The sequence below is a fragment of the Paraburkholderia sp. JPY419 genome (genome assembly GCF_050435705.1).
Taxonomy (GTDB): Bacteria; Pseudomonadota; Gammaproteobacteria; order Burkholderiales; family Burkholderiaceae; genus Paraburkholderia; species Paraburkholderia youngii.
The window spans coordinates 1,329,603-1,349,547 of the sequence record NZ_JBNDKV010000002.1; the positions used below are offsets into that span (position 1 = coordinate 1,329,603).

The following is a 19,945-nucleotide window of genomic DNA, read 5'->3' on the forward strand; positions in this document are numbered from 1 at the left end:
CGTGGAATTACCCCCAAACACGGCTTTCCAGTTCGTTCACCATGCTTCGCGCTCGTCGCGCGCACTATCGACTACCCACTGCTCGTCCGCGCGATGCGGACGATCTGGCATGCACTGCCTTGCGGTTCGCTACGCGCTGTTTCGACGCGGTCCGTCCACGTAATCGAACACCGGCAATGTCATCAGGATGAAGACAAACGGAATCACTTCGATCGATTGATAGAAGAGCGTTTGAAATAAAGCGGCCCATATACACAACGCAATCCGGCTTGCGCTGCTCACGAGTTTCGTCACCGATATCAGCACGCCGTAATAGAAGATCGCGCCCATCAGGCCGATATTCAGAATCTGCTGCAGCACGCTCGATTCGACGACGCCGAACTCCTGTTTCACCGGTTCTGGCGCCGAGTTCGTGACGAGCCCGAAGTACGTGCCGGCGATCGCGTTGACCGGCGATCCGAGCGACTTGGCCTTTTCCCATGCTTCGGTGCGGCCGTCGTTGCCATCCGATTGCAGGTCGGTCGCGCCGATCATCCGTTCGGTGCCGACGTTGACGACACTATCGTTCTGACTGCTCACCGCGACGCCGAAGATCAGGATCGCCATCGTCGCAAACACGGTGGCGACGATCAGCTTCGCGTTTCTCGTGATGAACTCGATCGGTCCCTGCACGAACGCGAGCCCGAATGTGCCGAGAACGATCAGCATGCCGCTGCGCGACAGTGCAGAGAAAATCGCGAAACTTAGCACCACGCATGCGAGGCCCGACAGCACGTTCTTGCGCACCAGATAGTCGACGCCGCACAGCGACGCGGCAATCGCGACGAACAGCGGGTAATGCAGATAGCTGCCGGTCAGCGACGGCGCGCGCAGATTGTCGAAACCGTAAGTCGCGCCGGGCAGATCGATAGGGAACACGTTCTGCTGCTGCGCGAGCGCGACGCCCGCCTCGATCAGCGCGATCAGCACGAGCCCGACATAGGCGACGCGGGGACGCACGAAGCGCCGTTGATAGTTCGAGATCGCGTAGAAATAGATGAACAGCGTGAAGATGAAGACGAACAGATAGGACAGCCCGAGCTGATCGGTGAGCGCGAGGGTCGCGACGATCGACAGCCCGATCGAGAACAGCATGCCCACGAGCAAGCCGAACGGCAGGCGTCCCTGGTCGCGGAAGTAAGCGGCGATCGCCGTCGGCGAGATGTACCACACGAGCAGTCCGACGATGCCGCCGACCTGGATCAGATAGGCGGCGTCCTTGCCGATCAGATACTCGAGCACGCCGCGCGATGCGCACAGCACGACGGCCAGCAGATAGGCGATGGTGGCGATCATGGCGTCACGCCTGATACGCCACGGAGGCGTTGACGTTGACCGGTTCCCCGCGGTAGATGCGCTCGATCACGTGCTGGAACTCATCGATCTCGCAGACGTTGAGCAAGGTGCCGTCGTGCTCGACGCCTTCCGCGCCGAGCGGCGTGGACACGACCGGCAGTTTCGCCGCGAGCATTTCGAGCGTCTTCAGCTTGACGCCGGCGCCCGAGAGCAGCGGCACCACGCCGATAGCGGCGGCCTCGAAGTACTTGCCCGGATTTTCGACGAAGCCGGTCACGCAGATATCGTCGCTATTGAGGCGCTTCACGCGCTCGCTCGGATCGGAACCGACCACGAACAGCTTGAGTTGCAGACCGCGCCGGCGCAGCGGCAGAAAAATCGTGTCGATGAAATTGAGCAGCGCCTCTTCGTTTTCGCGGCGTTGCATCGCCCCCCAGAACAGGATGTTGCCTTTCTCGACCGTGTCTTTGGAGCGCCGCACTTCCTTCAGAAACGCCGGCAGCGAGATCGGCACGACCTGCACCGTGCCGACCCCGGGGTACAGGCCGTTGATCAGCTGCGCGTCCTTGCTCGACAGCACGAGCACCTTGTCGGCCAGCTTCAGCAGACGCTGTTCGAGCATGAAGGTCTGTCGTGTAAACAGCCATCCTTCGATGGACTTGATGCGCAGCATGACCTGGATCTGCACGTCATGCGCGCACATCACGATCTTCACGCCGTCGTGGAAACGCTCGCGCAGACTCTGCGCATACGTGAAGCATTGCGAGAATTCGAGCCGCACCGTGTCGTAACGGTGCCTGTCGACGAGCTCGCAGAGGAACTTGCCGATCGCGGGCTTATAGCGCGAGTACAGGCGCGGTGAAAACGTCAGCGGACTCGCGAGGAACGACGGAACCAGGTCGAACCGGCTCACGTACTGGATGTAGACGTTGCGCACGTTCGCGCGGAACTCGATGTCTTTTTCGTCGACCGGCACGCGCGACACGATCAGCACGTCGAGCTCCGATTCCGCGCTCAGTTTGATCAGGTAGTCGTAGGACAACCGGTGGCCAGCTTGCGGCGCGTTTTTCTGAGGCAGAAAAGGCGTGACAAATAGCTGTTTCATCCGAGTAGTCCCTTGCCTGTACGGTGTGCGCTCGACAAGCGCGGCCGTAAGATCCCTTCGCATTGCTGTGTTGGTTTTCTGATCGGTCCATTCGGGCGCTACGCCCCGCACCGCGGGAGCGTCGCGAACTACGCGCCCGGGTTTATCGGTCGTACGGTTTGTAGATGTAGGCCGCGTAGCGATAGCGTCCGTAGCCGTAGCTGTAGCGTCCCGGCCGCATCTTCAGTCCGTTCATGATCACGCCGCGCACCGGCAGGCCGACCTTCTGCATCTGGCGGACCGACTCACGCAGCTCGCCGATGCCCGTCACACCCTGACGCGCGACGAAGAACGTCGTACCTGCCACGCACGCGAGCCGCACCGCATCCGCGGCGAGCAGCACCGGCGGTCCATCGAGCAGCACGACGTCGTAGCCGGTCGCGACCTGGCGCAGCACCGACTCGAGCCGCGCGTTCGACAGCACGTCGCTCGGGCTCGCCACCTGGCGGCCGCTCGCGATGAAATCGACACCCTGGAAACGGGTCGCGCGAATCAGCTCTTCGGGGCGGTACGCGCCCTGGATCAGATCGGACAGGCCGGGACCGCGATCGCCGCCGAGATGCCGATGCAGAAAGCCGCGGCGCAGGTCACCGTCGACCAGCAGCACGCGCTTGCCGGTCGCACCGATCACCGCGGCGAGATTCAGCGACACGAACGACTTGCCGATGCCCGGCGTCGGGCCGGTGATCAGCACGATATGGTTGCGCGCCTTGGTCATCGTGAATTCGAGCGCGGTGCGAAAGCCACGCAGACTTTCGATCGCCGGATCGATCACCGCTTCACCCGCGAGCACGAGCGCCTTCGATTCCGGACGGCGACGGCTATGCGCGAAGCGCTCTTCCTGACGGCTGAACGGCACGCTCGCGTAGACCGGCAGCCCAGTGCGCAGCTCGACTTCGTACGGATCGTCGATCGCATCGAACAGACGCTGACGCACCAGCGCGATCACCGAGCCGACGAACACGCCGATCATCATCGCGCCGATGATGATCAGCAGCGGCTTGGGCCGGACCGGTGTATCGGGTGCGACGGCGCCGTCGACGATGCGCACGTTGCCGGCCTTGCCCGCCTTGATCAGCTTCAGCTGTTCGAGCGTATTGCGCAGCGACGTGTCGAGTTCGGTGCCGACCTGCACGTCGCGCTGCAGGCGCAGCACGTTCTGTTCGAGCGGCGGCAGCGACTGCGTCCGGCTCGCGAGATCTTTCGCTTCCTGTTGCGCCGCGCGCAACTGCGCGTTGACCGACTGCACGGCCGGATGCTGGTCGGTGAAGCGCGACAGCAGTTCATTGCGCTTCTGCTGGAGTTCCGCGAGCCGCGTCTGCGCCTGAACCGACAGCTGCAGCAGGTTGGTCGCTTCCTCGCCGAGATCGACGGTGCCATGCTTCGCGCGGAAGTCGTTGAAGCGCGTTTCCGAATCGGAAAGCTGCTGGCGCATTTCCGGGAGCTGCATTTCGAGGAAACGGATCGAACGCTCCGCTTCCTCGGATTTGCGCTTCAGGTTCTGGCTCACGTATTCGCCCGCGATGGTCCCGAGAATCGCGCTGATCTTGTTCGGATCGCTGCCTTCGAGCGACACGCCGAGGATGTCGGACTCCTTGCCTTTTTCGGAGATCGTCAATTCCTTGCGCAGCTTTTCGGTCGTCGTCAGCGCGGACTGGCGCCGCACTTCGAAGGTCGCACCGGGTTTCGCGTCGATCCGGTCGACGACGAGCGTGAGCGGCCCGTAGTTGGTCGTCGCGTTCAGCGCCTGGCCGACCATGCCTTCGAGCTTCAGCTTGCCGTATTGCAGTTCGTAGCTCGATCCCTCGCCCATCCTCAGCACGAACGGACGATCGAACAGCTCTTCCGGCACATCGAATTTCGACACTTTGATGCGCTCGTTGCCGTACACGTAGCCGTGCGGTCCCGGCGTCGACAGATGATCGGAATGACGGGCGAGCCAGCGGCCGAACAGCGGGAAGTAACGCGGTGCCGCTTCGATGTCGAGATTGAGCTTGTCGACCGCGCGGCCCACCACCATGCGCGAGCCGATCACCTGCGCCTCGCCGGACGTCGCGGTCTTCACGTCGAACATCGCGGACACGTCGCCGATCACGCTCTTGGACGAGGTACCTGCGTTCTCTTCGACCTGCACCAGGATGTCCGCACGATAGACGGGTTCGGAGAACACCGAATAACCGATGCCGAGCGCGACCGCGATGGCCGTCGTGATGGCAATCAGCTTGCGGTTGTCATACAGCGCATCCAGATAGTTCGCAAAGCCTGCCGGCGGATGTTCGCTGTTGTTGTTCCGGCTATCGAATGGTGCACTGCTTTGGTTCATGCGAGTTCTCCCAAAGTCCCGACGGTTTCCCACTTCTTCCCGGCGCCCGAACCGGCACGTCGCCGCATCCAGTCACGCCGGTGTCCGATCGAGCCGACCGCCTCGATCGGACGGGGGTAGCCGATTTACGCCACATCGGCTACCTTTGTGTGTAACAGCACCTATGCGAGCTCGGCTCTTTTCCCTAACATCGCACCACTCGCGTTCTTACGGAGACCGAAATGAAAAAACTTCTTGCCGCCGTATTACCGGTATTACTGACTGCCCAGGTGGGCTACGCCCAGAGCATCGTGTCCGCCTCCTCTTCCGCTTATGCCCCGCGTTATGTCGCCAAGCACTCGCAACTCGACGCGATGACGCCTCATGCGGCCAGTTCACCGACTCTCTACGGCTCTCCGTCGGATCTCGCGTACGCAAAAAAGAACCGCTATGTCGCGCCCAACGTGTACACCCAAACTAAAAACAGCCTTCCGAAGCAGAAACGTACAAGCGTTGCACAGCCTGTCCGCGGCAAGAACTCAGCGGACCCCTACGGCAGCGATTTGTGGAATTCAGACCAGACCTACGCGTCTCCCGAGACCTCCGATCCCTACAGCGTGCGCTGAGCTGTAGCGCATCACCGTCTGGATCCCCCGTATCGCCGATGTGGCCGCTTGCGGCCACATTCCTGTTTGGGTTGAGCTGACTGCCGGGCCCGGTAGAGATGTATCCCCGATTAGCCGCGTCTCGTCCGCCGTCTTTCCACGCAAACGCTCACGACATGCACATGCTCTTGTTTTGATGAGTCGGCCGTTTCGTCGGCGCGCTACAACGCTCGATAAAAAGCCTTTCTTGGCAATCATAATATTCAGAGAGCCTGTCCTTACAACGTTCGGCAGCGCACACAAAAGCCGATCGCTACAGGATTGCTTCAGACAAATCACGCAATAAAGAACGCATGTTTAAAGCGACGATAACCGTGTGGATATACACGCCGTTCGCCACAATCAGCGCCGACTATTTTCAGGGCGCCGGACGCGGATTATCTGCATAACGCGCGCGCCGGCGCGACGGCGCGTTGGGCGCCGAGCTTTCGCCGATGTGCATGATTTCGGCCAGACGCCGCGCGTAATGCTCGGGCAGATATTCTCCGACGTCGTACTTTCTGCGCTCATCGGCCAGATGAACGGCCAACTCGCCGAGCGCCTGTTTCAGACTGCCCGGATCGAACTTGAACTTGATCTTGTTGCCGACCGATTCCGCGGTCACCGCCATGCTGCCGCCATCGCGAATCAGCACCGGCAGGCCGAGCATCGCCGCCTCGACTACGACGAGGGGCGCGTTCTCCGCGCCCACCGACGGCACGACCACCGCATCGGCGAACTCGCGCATCGCGGGAAACAACTGCTGCTGCGGCATCGTGCCGAACAGGATCAGCTTGCGCTCGGCGATCAGCGACGCGTAGCGTTCTTCGATCGCCGCGCGATCCGGCCCGTCGCCATACACGCCGATGCTATTGATGCGTTCGAAGCCCGCCGCCTCGCAGAGCGTCAGAAATTGCATCAGGCCTTTCTCGGGCGAGATCCGTCCGACGAACGCGATGTTGAAGCGTTCCTTGCCACGCACCGTGACGATCGGCATCGCGCTCGGCACCGCCGACGGATTGTGCACGATCACCGTGTTCTCGATGCCCACGCGATGCAGCGCCTGCTGCATGAACAGGCTCGGGCACAAGATCCTGTCGAACACGCGCGCGGGCTGATAGGCCGCGCGTACCGCATGCCACCATGCCTTCGTCATCAGATCGTGCACGAGGCCCTTCGGCGTCGGCCGCAACGTGAGGACCGCGCGGGTGCGCAGCACGTCGAGCGGCAGAATGATCGGCCGCTTGTCCTTGTCGAAGTACTGCAGCGACGGATTGTAGTAGACGAGGTGATAGTCGTGGCAGGTGTGATACGCGCGGTAACCGAACTGACGCTGGTTGTGCGCGATCACGCTGAGAATCGAAGGCGACAGCACGTTGTGGTAGTTGTGCACCATCAGCCGATGCGGCCGGAAACGGTGCAGCGTCTTTTCGAGCGCGCGCGCGGCGGTCGTGTTCCAGGAGCGCGTCAGCATCGTCGAGCGGCCGGAAAACTGGCTATCGTCGAAACGCTCGACCTCGACGCCGCGCAGCGTACCCAATAGCTCGGCCGATTGTTGATAGACCACTTCCGCGCCGCCCATGTGCGCGTAATCATTGATCACCAGTACCCTGCAGCGCTGCATGTTCCCCTCCTGTTGTCTACCTCTCGTGCCGTCTCGCGAAGAACCCGGACGGCTTGCCCGGACCAATCGCCTGGTCCGGGCGCTCCCCCTGTTCAAAACTGCGGAAACTTGCCGCGCCAGCCGCCCCCCTCGCGCAGATAGCGCAGAAACAGCGCAATGCCACTCAATTGCGCCGCGAAACGCAGCGTCGACGCCGCATCGTCGATGATGATCGTGCGCAACCGGTACGGATCGGTGTGCTGATCGTTCCAGCCGATGTCACAAGTCCGCGCCGTTTTGAAGCCCGCCGCGCGCACGAACTCCACTTCGCGCTCGCCGTAATTGCCGTTCGGATACGCGAAGTGCTCGCACGGCTGTTGCAGCAGCGCCGCGATTTCACGGCGGCTGTCGCTTATTTCGGCCTCGCTTTCAGCGTCGCTGCAATGCGTGAGGATCGGATGGAAGCGCGTATGCGCCTGGAAGTCGACGTGCTCGCGCATCGCCTGCATCTGTTCGATCGACAGGCCGGTCGGTCGGTCGTCGCCGTCCTGCTGGTAGCCTTGAGCCGCCAGCGCGGCGAGGCGCTCTTCGTTCGTCATGCGCTTCAGACGTTCATGGCCGACGCGCAGCGAACCCGGATGCAGCCACCAGTGACTGCGCGGCCGTCCGACGATGCGGCTGCACAGAAAGATCGTCGGGCGCACCTTGTGCTTGATGAACACCGGCAATAGCTTCGCGTTGCCCACGTGGCCGTCGTCGAGCGTGATCGCCACGCGCGGCCGGCCGCGGCCGGGCGCGCTGACGTCGGTCAATGGCACGAACTCGCACAGCTTGCTCAGATAAGTCAGATGACGGTCGAGCGTGTCCGGATCGGGATCGTGATAAAGCAGCACGGCTACGCGATCGCGCCACAGCAGCTTGCGCGTGCACCACGCGAGCCCTGACATCAACACGAAGCCCGCGAGCATCTCCTTCACGAGCGCCTTGTAGCGCTTCATGCGGGGCCCGCGGTAGCGATCGGACAGGCGCGAGCGCACAGACGCGCCCGTTGTTTGGGTCTTATTCACCTGAGCGCTCCGGCATGGGTGCATGGGCGACGGGCCACGCGCGTTGCCGCGAGCCCGCTTTCAACGAGCCGATAAGGTGCCGCGCCACGGTCGGCGACGCGTGCTTGGTTCCATAGACGAAGCGCATCACGGGCCCGAAGCTATGCGCGGACGCGGGTCCGATCACATAGAGGCCGCGCACGCGCGTTTCGTAGTGCGAGTTCAGGTCGGGCATGCCGCCTTGATTCGAAATCGCGTCGGCCAGATCTTTCGACAGGAACGCGTGCTGGCGCATGTCGGTTTTGAAGCCGGTCGCGGCGATTACGTGATCGGCGCTCACGCGTGCTTCCTTGCCGTCGGTCAGCACGTTCAGAACGACGCGGTCGTTTTCGACCGCCGCGGAGCGCACCACGGTGCGATGCGAGATCTGTACCTTGCCGACCACGCGATCGTGCAGCCACCACGCGCCAGACGCGCCATACGTGTGCTCCATGATCAGCTTGCGGCGTCCCGGGTCGAGCATGTGGAACACGCCGGGAAACTCGGACAGGAACAGCGACCGCCAGCCGCGCCCGAGCCCCGCGTCGGGCCCCTTGATGCGCGACAGGATGTTGCGCCCGCCGTGCGGCCGCTCGTGCCACACCACGCTGCTCTCGCGCATCAGCACGTGCGCGCGGGCGCCGAGCTCGTTGAGCAGCGCGGACAGCCCGAGCGCCGACTGCCCGCCGCCGACGATCGCAATGTCCTTGCCGCGCGCCCACTCGAGGTTGCCGTACAGCTCCGAATGCGACGCATACTGCGGCGGCAAGCCCTGCAGCGCCGGCGGAGTTTGCGCGAAGCCCTTCAGGCCGAGCGCGATCACGACCCGGCGCGCGGCGAGCGAGCGGCCGTCGCTAAGCGACAGCTGGAACTGATCGCCGACGCGGCGCAATGCGAGCACGTCGACCGGCTGGATTTCGCCGACCAGATTCGACTGGAACCACAGCCCGTACTCGACGAAGGTTTCGAGCGGCAGCGCCATGCCGAGCGGCCGGTACGGCAGCCCTTTCAGGCGGCAGAAATCTTCGACGGTAAAGCCGCTGCGCGGCGCATGCATGCTCGACGCGAAAGCTTCGGAGCGCAGCAGCATGCCGGGCGGCATGTAGTTTCGCCACGCTCCCATCGGTTCCCCGAGGATCTGGTGATCCACGCCGGCGGCCTTCAGATGCGCGGCAAGAGATGACCCGTAGGGCCCCGCGCCAATGATAATGGTATCGGTCAAAGACATTGCTGGTCTCCAGGGGACGGGCTTTCGTCGCCAGCGTCAGGCTTTCGCCTGACGCGACTCGGGCGCCCTGATCGCTTTTTTCCAGCTGCGCTTCATGCGTCGGAGCGGATTCATCACGACATAGTGCTGCAACGCTGGAAACGGATCGTTCCAGCGGAAATAGCCATCGAAAATTTTGGTGCGTTCGCTCAGCAGTTCGGGCGGCGGCCGGTCGGAAAACGTCGCGCGCCACGCAACCGGTAGCCGGCTCAGGCGCTCGACCGGCAACGGCAGGCCGAGTTCATGGCGGTACGCGGCAAGCGGAATGTTGACGCCGCACAGCGTCGCGATCTCCTCCTGCCAGTCCGTGCGGCCGACCGTCGGCTCGACCATCACGAACTCGTTGTAGTTGTCGTCCCACTTGTACTCGATGCTGCCCATGCCGTCGAAACCGGCCGCCTCGGCGAAGCGCCGCGTCAGCGGTTCGAGCGTCCCGCGCGCTTCGGGCGCGGCCACGCAGATCGCGGTGTTGCCGATGCCCGGCGGCGAGCTCAACACCTTGCGGCCGGTGAACATGCTGACCATGTTGCCGTCCGCGCCGCGATAGAACAGCGTGAAGTGGATGTTGCTGTCGGGACCTTCGATCCACTCCTGCGCGATGATTCCGCCTGGCGTCGCCAGCATCGCGATCGCGCGATCGCGTGCATGCTGCAGCGTGTCGACGCGCACCGCGCGTTCTTTCTCGCCACGCAGCACGTTGCGCTTGTCGTCTGGTTTCAGCACGCACGGGTAGCGCAATTCGGCCAGCCGTTCGATGTCGGCAAGCTTTTCGAGCACGACCGAGCGCGGCACCGGAAAGCCGTGGCTCTGTGCAAATTCGTGAAAGCGCGCCTTGCTCGACAACATCTTGACGGTGTCGTCGGCGGGCAACCGGAATCGATACCAGTGCGACAAAGCCAGCCGATTTTCCGACACCGCATGCACCGCGTCTTCGTCGGTCAGAATCAGAACCGGCAGACGATCGAACCGCTTGCCGAGTTCGATCATTTCGTCGACGAATATTTTCCCAACAAAACTTTTTATCTGATGCGCATGAACGTGTCGGCACCACGTCGCCGCGCGGCTCCTCGTATCGACTGCGACAACCGGAACGCGGGCCTGCGCGAGCGATCGCGCCACCCCCAGTCCGTTCAACTCTGCTCCAACAATAACCCCTGCCGATTGACCTGAGTCGTATGCGCTCGCCATAGTGTCGATTTCCTTGCTTCGTACGTGCATGGGCCTCGAAGACATGCTTCGAGACTCCACGCGATCGAACTATCGAATCGGATAGAAATCCTTTTTATCGCCTCGCGGGGGCGCTTCGGCGTTAAAGCTGTGTTTCGGCGGAAAGCATGCATGAGCGCGGCAGGCGCGTCCTGGCACGCGCCGTGTGTCGAATCATGGTCTTGCGATTTACCGCAGCGAGCGCATTGCGCTGCGCTCGCCGTGACCTACTTTACGTTTCCGCCTGATCTCGATACGTGCGCCGGCGCACAAAGAGCAAAAGAAAGTAAGAACAGAAAAAAACCCTTTCGAAAGGCGCTCAGCCTTATTGCATAAGGGTTTCGCCAATTATGCATTTGTTATGTAAAAATGTTGCGAAGCATAATTTATTGCAACGCGATAATGGCGGAAAAAAACTTTCTAATGGGACTATAAAGTGCTGGATCGCACAAAAAATACGCGCTACGAATGCTATTCGTAGCGCGACGCAAAATGCCTTATTTACCTTCGCTCAATCCGCGCTCGAGCGCCGCGACACCCGCCGGCAGATCGACCTTGACGCCGAGATCGACCATCGTGCGGCCGAGCGCGTGCACGGTGCGAAACAGGTTGTGCTCGCGGCACTGCTCGCCCATCTGGCCGATCCGCACGATCGGCAAACCGAACGAGCCAGCGATTTCCACCTGATGCTGTCGCGAGATATGCGCGCAGACGTCGGCGGGACTCAGGCCGTCAGGCACCTCGATGCCGATCACCGAGTTGAGCCGGCAATTCTCCGGCGCATACAGTTGCAGGCCCATCTCGGTGACGCCCTGCTGCAACGCGAGCGAGCATTTCAGATGGCGCGCGAAGCGCTTCTCCAGCGTTTCCGCGCAGACGAGCCGCAGCGCCTCATGCAAAGCGAGTACGCCCGACACCGGTGCTGTGTAGTGATAGCCGGCGTTGTGCCAGAAGTTTTCCGCCAGCGACGCATCGAGGCACCAGTGCGTGTTGGGCACCGTGCGGCCTTTGACGCGCGCCCACGCCGCGTCTGAGAACGCGATCAGCGACACACCCGGAATCGACGACAAGCCCTTCTGGCCGCCGGTAATCACCGCGTCGATGCCCCAGTTGTCCATTTCGAGCGGCATCGTGCTCAGCGTGCAGACGGCGTCGACGATCACGAGGGCGCCGGCTTCCTTCGCGAGCGCGACGATGTCTTTCAGATGATAGTTCCACACGGTGTTCGAAGTCTCGCCCTGCACCACCGTGACGACCTCGGGACGCTCGCGGCGCAGCGCATCGGCGACCTGATCGAGACTCGCGACCGTGCGGTCCGCGACTTCGAGCGTGGTCACCTTCGCGCCGACGCGCCGGCCCATTTCGCTCATGCGGTCGCTGAAGAAGCCGTTCTTGATGCACAGCATGCGCGTGCCTTCCCACGCGAGATTGCAGATCGCCATCTCCATCGCGCCCGATCCCGGTCCTGCCACGCCGAGCACCCACTTCGACTGCGTCTGGAACACGTAGCGCGCCATCGTCTTCACCTGGTTCACCACCTTCGCCATCGTGCCGCCCAGATGGTTGATCACGATCGCATTGGCCTTCGCGACCGCGGCGGGAATCGGCACGGGACCGGCGCCCATCATCAGCAGCGGTTCTTCGGGAAGGATGGCGTCGAGCGATTCGACAACCGGACAGGGGACGGACGAAGCAACGGTAGTAGAGGTTGAAGTCGGCATGATCGGTGTGTGAATGTGAAGCGCAAAGGAACGAACGGCCTCGCCGCAGATACGCCGCTCGAGGCCGTTCGTCCGATCATTCACCGAACCGCGCGATTGCGCAAGTTTTTTGGCTGGGGTAGCGGACCACTAAGCGCGACCGATACACCCTCGCCAGTCACTTCATCACCTTGCTCTTGTCGAGCTTGCTGCCGGTCGCCGCGTTGTAGCGCTCGACATACTCCTCGATCAGCCTGCGCATCGCCCGACCGATCTTGCGATAGTCGGACTCGTTCAGATTGGCGAGCGACACGCGCCCCGACGGGTGCTGGGTGCCGAAGCCGCGGCCCGGCAGCAGCACCACGCGCGCCTCGCGCGCGAGCCGGAATAGCAGCTCGGACGGCTCGGTGTTCTTCAGCAGCCAGTCGACGAACTCGCGCCCGTAGGCTCTTTCACCGAGGAATTCGATGTCGACGATCGTGTAGTAGTCGACCTGGTTCGGATCGTCGTCCTCGAACGCGATGCCCACTTCCTCGTACAGCGCCTGCTTGCGCTTGCGGATCAGGCGCTTCAGCGCGTTCTTGTACGCGTCGGGCGTGTCCATCAAGGAGAACAGCGAGAACAGCACCATCTGCACCTGCTGCGGCGTCGACAACCCGGCCGTGTGATTGAGCGCGACGGTGCGGCTGTCGGCCACGAGCCGGTCGATGAACTTCAGCTTGTCGGGCTCGGTCGTGATCGACTCGTAGCGACGATGCAGCTCCTTCTTCACGTCGGCCGGCAGTTTGCCGATCAGCTTGTCGAGCACGTTGTCGCGATGCGTGGCCACCGCGCCGAGACGCCAGCCGGTCGCGCCGAAATACTTCGAGTACGAGTAGACGAGGATCGTGTTCTTCGGCGCGAGCGCGAACAGCGACACGAAGTTGTCGGCGAACGTGCCGTACACGTCGTCGGTCAGCAGGATCAGGTCGGGCCGATCCTTGACGATGTCCGCGACGTGCTCGAGGCTCGCGTCGTCGATCTTCACCGACGGCGGATTGCTCGGATTGACGAGGAAGAACGCCTTCACTTTCGGATCGCGCAGCTTGTCGAGCTCCTGCTTCGAGTACTGCCAGCCGTGCGCGACGTCGGCATTGATATGCACGACTTTCAGCTGATAGTCGTTCAGCGCCGGGATCTCGATGTAGGGCGTAAAGATCGGCATGCCGAGCGCGATCGAGTCGCCCGCCTTGATCAGATGGTTCTCGCGCATCGTGTTGAAGATGTAGGTCATCGCCGCGGTACCGCCTTCTACGGCGAAGATGTCGAACTCGCCGATGAACGGATGCTTGCCGATCATCTCGCGGCGCAGATACTGGCCGACGATGATTTCCGACAGCTTCAGCATGCGGTCGGGCACCGGGTAGTTCGACGCGAGAATGCCCTCGCACATCTCATACAGAAAGTCGGTCCCGGACAGCCCGAGCTGATCGCGCACGTACGACACCGCGCCGCGCAGAAAGTCGATGCCGGGCACGCCGCGGTTCTCGCGTATGAACAGGTCGAAGCGCTCCGCGAGTCCGTCGCGGCGCGGAAAACCGCCGACGCCTTCGGGCATGTACGCGAACGAGCGCTCGGACTCGCGCATCGCGAACAGGCCGAGCTGCCAGAAGCCGTGGCGAGGGATCGTCGCGAGAAAGTTCGGATTGCCACGGCCGGCGTTGAGCATCGCGATGTTGGCGGCCCGCTCGACCGCGCCGCCGCCGGCGGCCTTGATCAGTTCGTCCTTCAGTTCGAACGGGCTCAGCGCGGCAAGGCCCGCGTCCACGCCCGAGCGTTTCTTATCGCCCTTCTCTTTAGCCATGATGCGTTCTCCAGTGAAGAGGTGAAACACGCCGGCGTGGCGAGGCGTCCCGGTTGCGGCCGGCTACAGGGATCGATGCGCAACGGCTTTCGATAACCGTGCGATCAACGACGGGTGAGCGCTACACGAGCCCGACCACCAGCGGCCCGAGCAGTGTCAGCGCGACGTTCGCGATCGCATAGGTGATCGCGAACGGCACGGTCGGCACCGCGCTTTCGGCCTTATCGAGGACGCCGCCGAACGCCGGGTTGGCGCTGCGCGAACCGGACAGCGCGCCGGCCAGAATCGCCGCGTTGTTGTAGCGCAGCACGTAACGGCCGAACAGCATCGTCAGCAGCAGCGGAAACAGCGTGACGAACACGCCGAGCAGGAAGATGGTCACGCCGCTTTGCTTGACCGTGACGACCGCCTGCAGGCCCGAGTTCAGACCGACCACCGCGACGAACGCGGCGAGCCCGAAGTCCTTCAGCAATTGCGAGGCGGCCGATGGCATCACGCCGTACATCGGATGCTTGCCGCGCATCCAGCCGAACAGCAGGCCCGCCAGCAGACAACCGCCGCCCGAGCCGAGCGTGAGCGGCACGCCGCCCACGTTGACGACGACCAGCCCGATCAGCAGACCGATCACGAGGCCGACGCCCATGTAGATGAAATCGGTCTTGTTGCTGTACGGCAGCTCGTAGCCGGCAGCTTCGACCGCGCGCTTGGTATCTTTCGGCGAACCGTAGAAGGTGATCACGTCGCCGTGCTGCAGCTCGGTTTCGGGCAACACCGGCAGCGGCTGCCCGACGCGCGTGATGCTCTGCACGTAGACGCCGTGCCGCATGTCGCGATCGATCATCTGGCGCGCGGCCGCGATCGTCGTGTGATTCATGCCCTTGCGCGTGAACACGCCTTCGCGCGTCTGCATCACGACGCCGATGTCCTCGGCGTCGCCGACCTCGTTGCCTTTCGCACCGAACGCGACGACCGCCTCGCGGCGGCCCACGACGAGCACGATGTCGTCGGGTTGCAGCACGAAGTCGGGCTTCGGCTCGATCTGCTGGTTACCGCGCTTGACGCGCTCGATCGTCAGATCTTCGCCGTGCAGCGACTCGACCGCCTGCACGCTCTTGCCGGCGCTGAAGTCGATCCGGTATGCGCGCCCGACCAGTTCGGGCAGCGCCGCCACCTGCCCCGGTCCGCGCGTCGGCGCGCCCGACGACAGTTCGCGCTCCGCCTCGATCGACGCTTCGCGCAAGCCCTGGCCCATGAACTTCGGCAGGATGTTCACGCACACGATGATCGCGCCGAGCGAACCGAACACGTAGGTGACCGCGTACGCGATCGCGACGTCCGATTGCAGCGATCTGACCTGATCGGCGGGCAGGCCGAGCCGCGCGATCGCGTCGCCCGCGGTGCCGATGATCGCCGACTGCGTGAGCGCGCCGCCCGCGAGTCCGGCCGCGAGCCCCTTGTTCAGATGGAACAGCTTCGCGCACACGACCACCGTGATCAGCGCGGTCACCGCGAGAAACACGGCCATCGCGATCTCGCGCAGCGTCTTGCGGTTCAGCGAGTTGAAGAAGCCGGGCCCGGAGTCGTAGCCGACCGCGTAGATGAACACCGCGAACATCACCGCCTTCACGCCGTTGTCGACCGTCACGCCCGCCTGGCTGATCACGACCGCCGCGAGCAGCGAGCCGCCCACGCCGCCGAGCTGGAACTTGCCGAAGTTGATCTGCCCGATGAAATAGCCGACCGCGAGCGACAGGAACAGCGCCATCTCCGGTGACTTGTGAAAGATGTTGTGTAGCCAGTCCATCGCGCCCTCGCTGAGTAGTTGTCGGGTTCGTTGGCGATACCCGGCACGGGTACGGCGCGCACCTGTGCGGCGCGAGCGCCTGATTTGCCGCGAAGTGCGAAACGCCGCGCGGCATGCGGCTTCGGCAAGTCCGGCTAGCCGAGCTTGCCGGCGATGCCCACCACCACGGGCCCCATCAAAGGCAACAGGATGTTGGAGAGCGCATAGGTGATCGTGTAGCCGATCACCGGCGTCGAATTGCCGGCCGCGCCGACGAGCGCGCTGATGGCCGGCGTACTGCACTGCTGGCCCGCGATCGCGCCGAGCAGCATCGGCGCTTCGAGCTTCAACAGCGCATGGCCGACCCATAGCGACAGCAGGCCCGGCACCAGCACCATCAGGACGCCGGCGAGCGGCAGCGCGAGCCCGTACTCGCGCACGAGCTTGATCGCGTCGGGACCGGCCGACAGCCCGACCGCGGCGATGAACGTCGCGAGTCCGAAGTCCTTGAGGATCTGCGCGGCCGCCGACGGCAGCGAGCCGACCAGCGGATGGCGCGAGCGGACCCAGCCGAACAGCAGCCCCGACAGCAGACAGCCGCCGCCTGTGCCGAGCGCGAGCGTCACGCCGCCGATCGTGCCGCCGAGCCGCCCGATCGCCATACCGACCAGCACACCGAGGCCGAGATAGACGAAGTCGGTCTTTTCGGTCGGCGGCAATACATAGCCGAGCCGCTTCGCGCCACGTGCGACGTCGGCCTTCGCGCCGACCAGCGTCAGCACGTCGCCGCGATGCAGATCGGTGCCGGGCAGCGCGGGAATCGTCGATTCGAGCCGCGTGATCGCGGCGATATAAACGCCGCGCGCGTTTTCCGGCTTGGCCTGCGCGCGCAGTTGCGCGACCGTCATCCCGTCGACATCGGGCCGCGTCAGCACCACGTTGAGCCGTTGCGCGAACACCTGGCCGAAATCGGCGCCCAGCACCTCTTCACCGAGGCCAGCCGACGCCGCGACGACCGCCGCGCGCCGTCCGGCAACGAGCACGACATCGCCGGCCGCGAGCCGCGTCTCCATGGCGACCGGCAGATCCGCGCCGTGGCGCTCGATCTGCTCGACGGTCAGGTTGTAGCCGTATTGCTCCTCGAGCGCGCGCACCGTGATGCCGGCGGCCGTGCCGATTCGAAACGCGCGGCCGACGAGCGCCGGCGCGGCCGCGCTCTGTCCTTCGCTGAACGCGCCCTCGCCGCCGAGCTTGCGCCACACGCGCTCGGCTTCTTCGCGCAGATCGACGCGCAACAGCAGCGGCGCGAACTGGCTCGTAAACAGCACGATCGTGACCAGGCCGAACAGGTAGCTGACGCTGTAGGCGGTCACGATATTGGCCTGCAGACGCTGGGTTGCCGCGTCGCCGAGACCGAGCTTCGCGATCGCCTCGGACGCGGTGCCGATCACCGCCGACTCGGTCGCCGCGCCCGCGAGCAGTCCAGACGCGGTGCCGACGTCGAGCCGCAGCACGCTGACCGCGATCATGATCAGCACCAGCACCGAGACGATTTCGATCAGCGACAGCAGCCCATAGCGCCAGCCGCGCCCGATGTTCGCGAAGAACTGCGGGCCGCCGGTGAAGCCGAGCGCGAAGATGAACAGCGCGAACGCGATGTTCTTCAGGTCGGGCGCGATGCGCGCACCGCTCTGCCCGAGCACGAGCGCGACGATCAGCGTGCCGCACACGCCGCCGAGCTGAATCGGTCCGATATGAAACGAGCCAATGAAATAGCCAATGGCGAGACATGCGAATAGTGCGATTTCGGGTTGCGATCTCAGCAATTCACCGATCATGTTGGCTCGCCGATTTACAGTTGATTAACGAAAAACGGAACACCAACCGTTTGAAAACCGAATCAAACCGTCTGACAAAGGTGACGCGATGGTGACGTCGCGCGGGCAACGGGCGCGATGCACGACACCTCAAAGAACGCTGCGATGACAGGAGAACCACGCAATGGATGCCGGAAGCGCCGCACAGCGGGCACCGGCGCGCATGGACGAACGCACCGCCTGGCAATGCCGGCGGTGAAACGATTTCCCGAACGCCCGACAGTTACTCTTTCATCGCGAAGTCGCCTAACATCGTGAAAAAGCTAATCTGCTGTTTGGCCAGTTTCTTGCCGCATGTTTGTACATGCTTTGTTCGGAATGCTGGTTATTTGATATTGCAGTTCGCCAGCCCTGTCAACGTTATTTTTTACGAAAAACCGACTTCGCAAATTACGTCTAAAGCACGCTTCTTCGGAGCCTCATATGCGCACGATCCTGTTCAGCAGTCGTCAATACGACGTCGATACTTTCACCGAGGCCAATGCCGCGCATGGCTATGAACTGCATTTCCAGGAGTCCCCACTCGACAGCGAGACCGCGATCCTCGCGCATGGCTACGACGTGGTCTGCCCGTTCGTCAACGACAACGTCGACGCCGCCACGCTCGAACGGCTTCAAGCGGGCGGCACGCGCATGATCGCGCTGCGCTCGGCGGGCTTCAATCACGTCGACCTCCCCGCGGCCGAGCGGCTCGGCCTGCCGGTCGCCCGCGTGCCGGCCTATTCGCCGTATGCGGTCGCTGAGCACGCGGTCGGGCTGATTCTCGCGCTGAACCGGCGCCTGCCACGCGCTGTCGCGCGCACGCGCGAAGGCGACTTCTCGCTGCATGGGCTGCTCGGCTTCGACCTGCACGGCAAGACGGTCGGCGTGATCGGCACCGGCATCATCGGCCGGGTATTCGGGCGCATCATGGCGGGTTTCGGCATGCAGGTGCTCGCCTACGACCCGGGGCCGCACGCCGACGAACTGATCGCGCTCGGCGCGCGCTACGTGCCGCTCGATACCTTGCTCGCCGAATCGGACATCGTCAGTCTGCATTGCCCGCTGCTGCCCGACACCTATCATCTGATCAACCGCGCCGCGCTCGCGAAGATGAAGCGCGGCGCGATGCTGATCAACACTGGGCGCGGCGGGCTCGTCGAGGCGAACGCCCTGATCGGCGCGTTGAAGGACGGCCAGCTAGGCCATCTCGGACTCGATGTGTACGAGGAAGAAGGCGGCATCTTCTTCGAGGATCATTCGAATCTGCCGCTGCAGGATGACGTGCTCGCGCGTCTGTTGATGTTCCCGAACGTGATCGTCACCGCGCACCAGGCGTTCTTCACGCGCGAGGCGATGACCGAGATCGCGCAGACCACGCTCGCGAACATCGCGGCGTGGCAGGCGGGCACGCCGCGCAACGTCGTGCAGGCGGGGTAGCGGTGATAACCGGGGCCTATGCGAGGTGCCGGGGACCGCGAAAGTCAGACGTCGCTGTCGCCCAGTTGGGTCGCGCGAATCTCGGTGCGGGCATCATCGGCCGCGCCGCACAGCTCACGCAGCAATGCCGCCTCGCGCTCGTGCACTTCGACCGGACACCAGCGCGCGCCCGCCTCGGCCAGATAGCGCGCGCGATGCTGGCCGTTGCGAAACGCCACCACCCCCTCGCGCTCGATGCCGATCCAGCCGAGCAGTCCCGGCGCGCGTCGCGTGGAGATCGTCACGTAGGGCATCTGCGGAATGCGCGCGCTGTCGGGATCGAGAAACTCGCGAATGCCGCGGACCTTGCCCGCGTGCCATTCGGCGACCGGCTTCAGCACGTAATCGGTGTTGTCGCGATTCGCGCACACGAGCAGCTTGCGCAGATCGACGAGCACCACCTGGTGACGCGTGCCGTCGGTCACGAAGACGCGCTTCAGACGCACATGGTCGTACCACGAATGCTCGCGCAACGGCACGATCCAGACCGTTTCGGCGCTGGTCGGTGCGGAGGCCGGGGATGAATTGGGCAAAGGCAGGGACAAAGGCACACTCGGCAAGCTGGCGGCAGGACGCCAGCGCATTAATAGAGCGCTCACGCTACGAGCCGGATGTGACGAAAACATGACGGCCTACCGGATTAATTGCGCTGCATGAGCGGTTGGCGACACCGCCTGATCAGCAGGCGAATACGGCGC

Annotated in this window: 14 protein-coding genes; 2 read left to right on the plus strand and 12 right to left on the minus strand. The window is 63.6% G+C overall.

The genetic code is table 11. From position 1 onward, the window contains the following. Positions 1-129 precede the first annotated feature (129 nt). The 3 genes from QFZ91_RS12245 to QFZ91_RS12255 form a co-directional block, all read right to left on the minus strand. Positions 130-1,335, minus strand: a complete 1,206-nt coding sequence (locus QFZ91_RS12245) for a hypothetical protein (RefSeq protein WP_429567397.1) — start codon at positions 1,333-1,335, stop codon at positions 130-132. A gap of 4 nt (positions 1,336-1,339) precedes the next feature. Continuing rightward, a complete protein-coding gene (locus QFZ91_RS12250; protein ID WP_429567398.1) occupies positions 1,340-2,440 on the minus strand; it encodes a glycosyltransferase in 1,101 nt (366 codons plus the stop codon). A 142-nt stretch (positions 2,441-2,582) separates the two neighbouring features. Beyond that, positions 2,583-4,802, minus strand: a complete 2,220-nt coding sequence (locus tag QFZ91_RS12255; RefSeq protein WP_429567399.1) for a GNVR domain-containing protein — start codon at positions 4,800-4,802, stop codon at positions 2,583-2,585. A 221-nt stretch (positions 4,803-5,023) separates the two neighbouring features. Between QFZ91_RS12255 and QFZ91_RS12260 the strand changes: the two genes are divergently transcribed. Beyond that, complete coding sequence (locus QFZ91_RS12260) at positions 5,024-5,407, plus strand: hypothetical protein (RefSeq protein WP_176122541.1); 384 nt, start codon at positions 5,024-5,026, stop codon at positions 5,405-5,407. A gap of 397 nt (positions 5,408-5,804) precedes the next feature. On the opposite strand, the gene QFZ91_RS12265 is transcribed toward QFZ91_RS12260, so the two are convergent. The 8 genes from QFZ91_RS12265 to aspT (QFZ91_RS12300) all read right to left on the minus strand — a co-directional run bounded on the left by QFZ91_RS12265 (position 5,805) and on the right by aspT (QFZ91_RS12300) (position 17,750). Further along, positions 5,805-7,049: a glycosyltransferase gene (locus QFZ91_RS12265; protein ID WP_429567400.1), complete on the minus strand. Its 1,245-nt coding sequence runs from the start codon at positions 7,047-7,049 to the stop codon at positions 5,805-5,807. 92 nt (positions 7,050-7,141) lie between these two features. Next, entirely contained in the window at positions 7,142-8,026 is an 885-nt protein-coding gene (locus QFZ91_RS12270; protein ID WP_176379075.1) for a polysaccharide deacetylase family protein, read from the minus strand. A 61-nt stretch (positions 8,027-8,087) separates the two neighbouring features. Next, positions 8,088-9,341: an FAD-dependent oxidoreductase gene (locus QFZ91_RS12275; protein ID WP_429567401.1), complete on the minus strand. Its 1,254-nt coding sequence runs from the start codon at positions 9,339-9,341 to the stop codon at positions 8,088-8,090. Positions 9,342-9,377: 36 nt separating this feature from the next. Then, positions 9,378-10,367 (minus strand): carboxylate--amine ligase, encoded by a 990-nt coding sequence (locus QFZ91_RS12280; protein WP_429567402.1) that lies wholly within the window; start codon positions 10,365-10,367, stop codon positions 9,378-9,380. Between the two features lie 716 nt (positions 10,368-11,083). Next, positions 11,084-12,307: a pyridoxal-phosphate-dependent aminotransferase family protein gene (locus QFZ91_RS12285; protein ID WP_429567403.1), complete on the minus strand. Its 1,224-nt coding sequence runs from the start codon at positions 12,305-12,307 to the stop codon at positions 11,084-11,086. A gap of 157 nt (positions 12,308-12,464) precedes the next feature. After that, positions 12,465-14,129 (minus strand): bifunctional aspartate transaminase/aspartate 4-decarboxylase, encoded by a 1,665-nt coding sequence (locus QFZ91_RS12290; RefSeq protein WP_176367651.1) that lies wholly within the window; start codon positions 14,127-14,129, stop codon positions 12,465-12,467. Between the two features lie 121 nt (positions 14,130-14,250). Then, positions 14,251-15,933 carry an aspartate-alanine antiporter gene (gene aspT, locus QFZ91_RS12295; protein ID WP_429567404.1) on the minus strand — a complete coding sequence of 561 codons (1,683 nt, stop codon included), beginning with the start codon at positions 15,931-15,933 and terminating at the stop codon, positions 14,251-14,253. Between the two features lie 134 nt (positions 15,934-16,067). Beyond that, entirely contained in the window at positions 16,068-17,750 is a 1,683-nt protein-coding gene (gene aspT / locus QFZ91_RS12300) for an aspartate-alanine antiporter (RefSeq protein ID WP_429567405.1), read from the minus strand. 462 nt (positions 17,751-18,212) lie between these two features. Between aspT (QFZ91_RS12300) and QFZ91_RS12305 the strand changes: the two genes are divergently transcribed. Next, positions 18,213-19,208 carry a 2-hydroxyacid dehydrogenase gene (locus tag QFZ91_RS12305; RefSeq protein WP_429567406.1) on the plus strand — a complete coding sequence of 332 codons (996 nt, stop codon included), beginning with the start codon at positions 18,213-18,215 and terminating at the stop codon, positions 19,206-19,208. 44 nt (positions 19,209-19,252) lie between these two features. On the opposite strand, the gene QFZ91_RS12310 is transcribed toward QFZ91_RS12305, so the two are convergent. Then, complete coding sequence (locus QFZ91_RS12310) at positions 19,253-19,831, minus strand: plasmid fertility inhibition factor family protein (RefSeq protein WP_368594991.1); 579 nt, start codon at positions 19,829-19,831, stop codon at positions 19,253-19,255. Between the last annotated feature and the right edge of the window lie 114 nt (positions 19,832-19,945).

Bases quoted from the DNA above. Each gene is read 5' to 3' on its own strand.
- QFZ91_RS12245 (WP_429567397.1), bottom strand. From the start codon at position 1,335: ATGATCGCCACCATCGCCTATCTGCTGGCCGTCGTGCTGTGCGCATCG.
- QFZ91_RS12250 (WP_429567398.1), bottom strand. From the start codon at position 2,440: ATGAAACAGCTATTTGTCACGCCTTTTCTGCCTCAGAAAAACGCGCCG.
- QFZ91_RS12255 (WP_429567399.1), bottom strand. From the start codon at position 4,802: ATGAACCAAAGCAGTGCACCATTCGATAGCCGGAACAACAACAGCGAA.
- QFZ91_RS12260 (WP_176122541.1), top strand. From the start codon at position 5,024: ATGAAAAAACTTCTTGCCGCCGTATTACCGGTATTACTGACTGCCCAG.
- QFZ91_RS12265 (WP_429567400.1), bottom strand. From the start codon at position 7,049: ATGCAGCGCTGCAGGGTACTGGTGATCAATGATTACGCGCACATGGGC.
- QFZ91_RS12270 (WP_176379075.1), bottom strand. From the start codon at position 8,026: ATGAAGCGCTACAAGGCGCTCGTGAAGGAGATGCTCGCGGGCTTCGTG.
- QFZ91_RS12275 (WP_429567401.1), bottom strand. From the start codon at position 9,341: ATGTCTTTGACCGATACCATTATCATTGGCGCGGGGCCCTACGGGTCA.
- QFZ91_RS12280 (WP_429567402.1), bottom strand. From the start codon at position 10,367: ATGATCGAACTCGGCAAGCGGTTCGATCGTCTGCCGGTTCTGATTCTG.
- QFZ91_RS12285 (WP_429567403.1), bottom strand. From the start codon at position 12,307: ATGCCGACTTCAACCTCTACTACCGTTGCTTCGTCCGTCCCCTGTCCG.
- QFZ91_RS12290 (WP_176367651.1), bottom strand. From the start codon at position 14,129: ATGGCTAAAGAGAAGGGCGATAAGAAACGCTCGGGCGTGGACGCGGGC.
- aspT (WP_429567404.1), bottom strand. From the start codon at position 15,933: ATGGACTGGCTACACAACATCTTTCACAAGTCACCGGAGATGGCGCTG.
- aspT (WP_429567405.1), bottom strand. From the start codon at position 17,750: ATGATCGGTGAATTGCTGAGATCGCAACCCGAAATCGCACTATTCGCA.
- QFZ91_RS12305 (WP_429567406.1), top strand. From the start codon at position 18,213: ATGCGCACGATCCTGTTCAGCAGTCGTCAATACGACGTCGATACTTTC.
- QFZ91_RS12310 (WP_368594991.1), bottom strand. From the start codon at position 19,831: ATGCGCTGGCGTCCTGCCGCCAGCTTGCCGAGTGTGCCTTTGTCCCTG.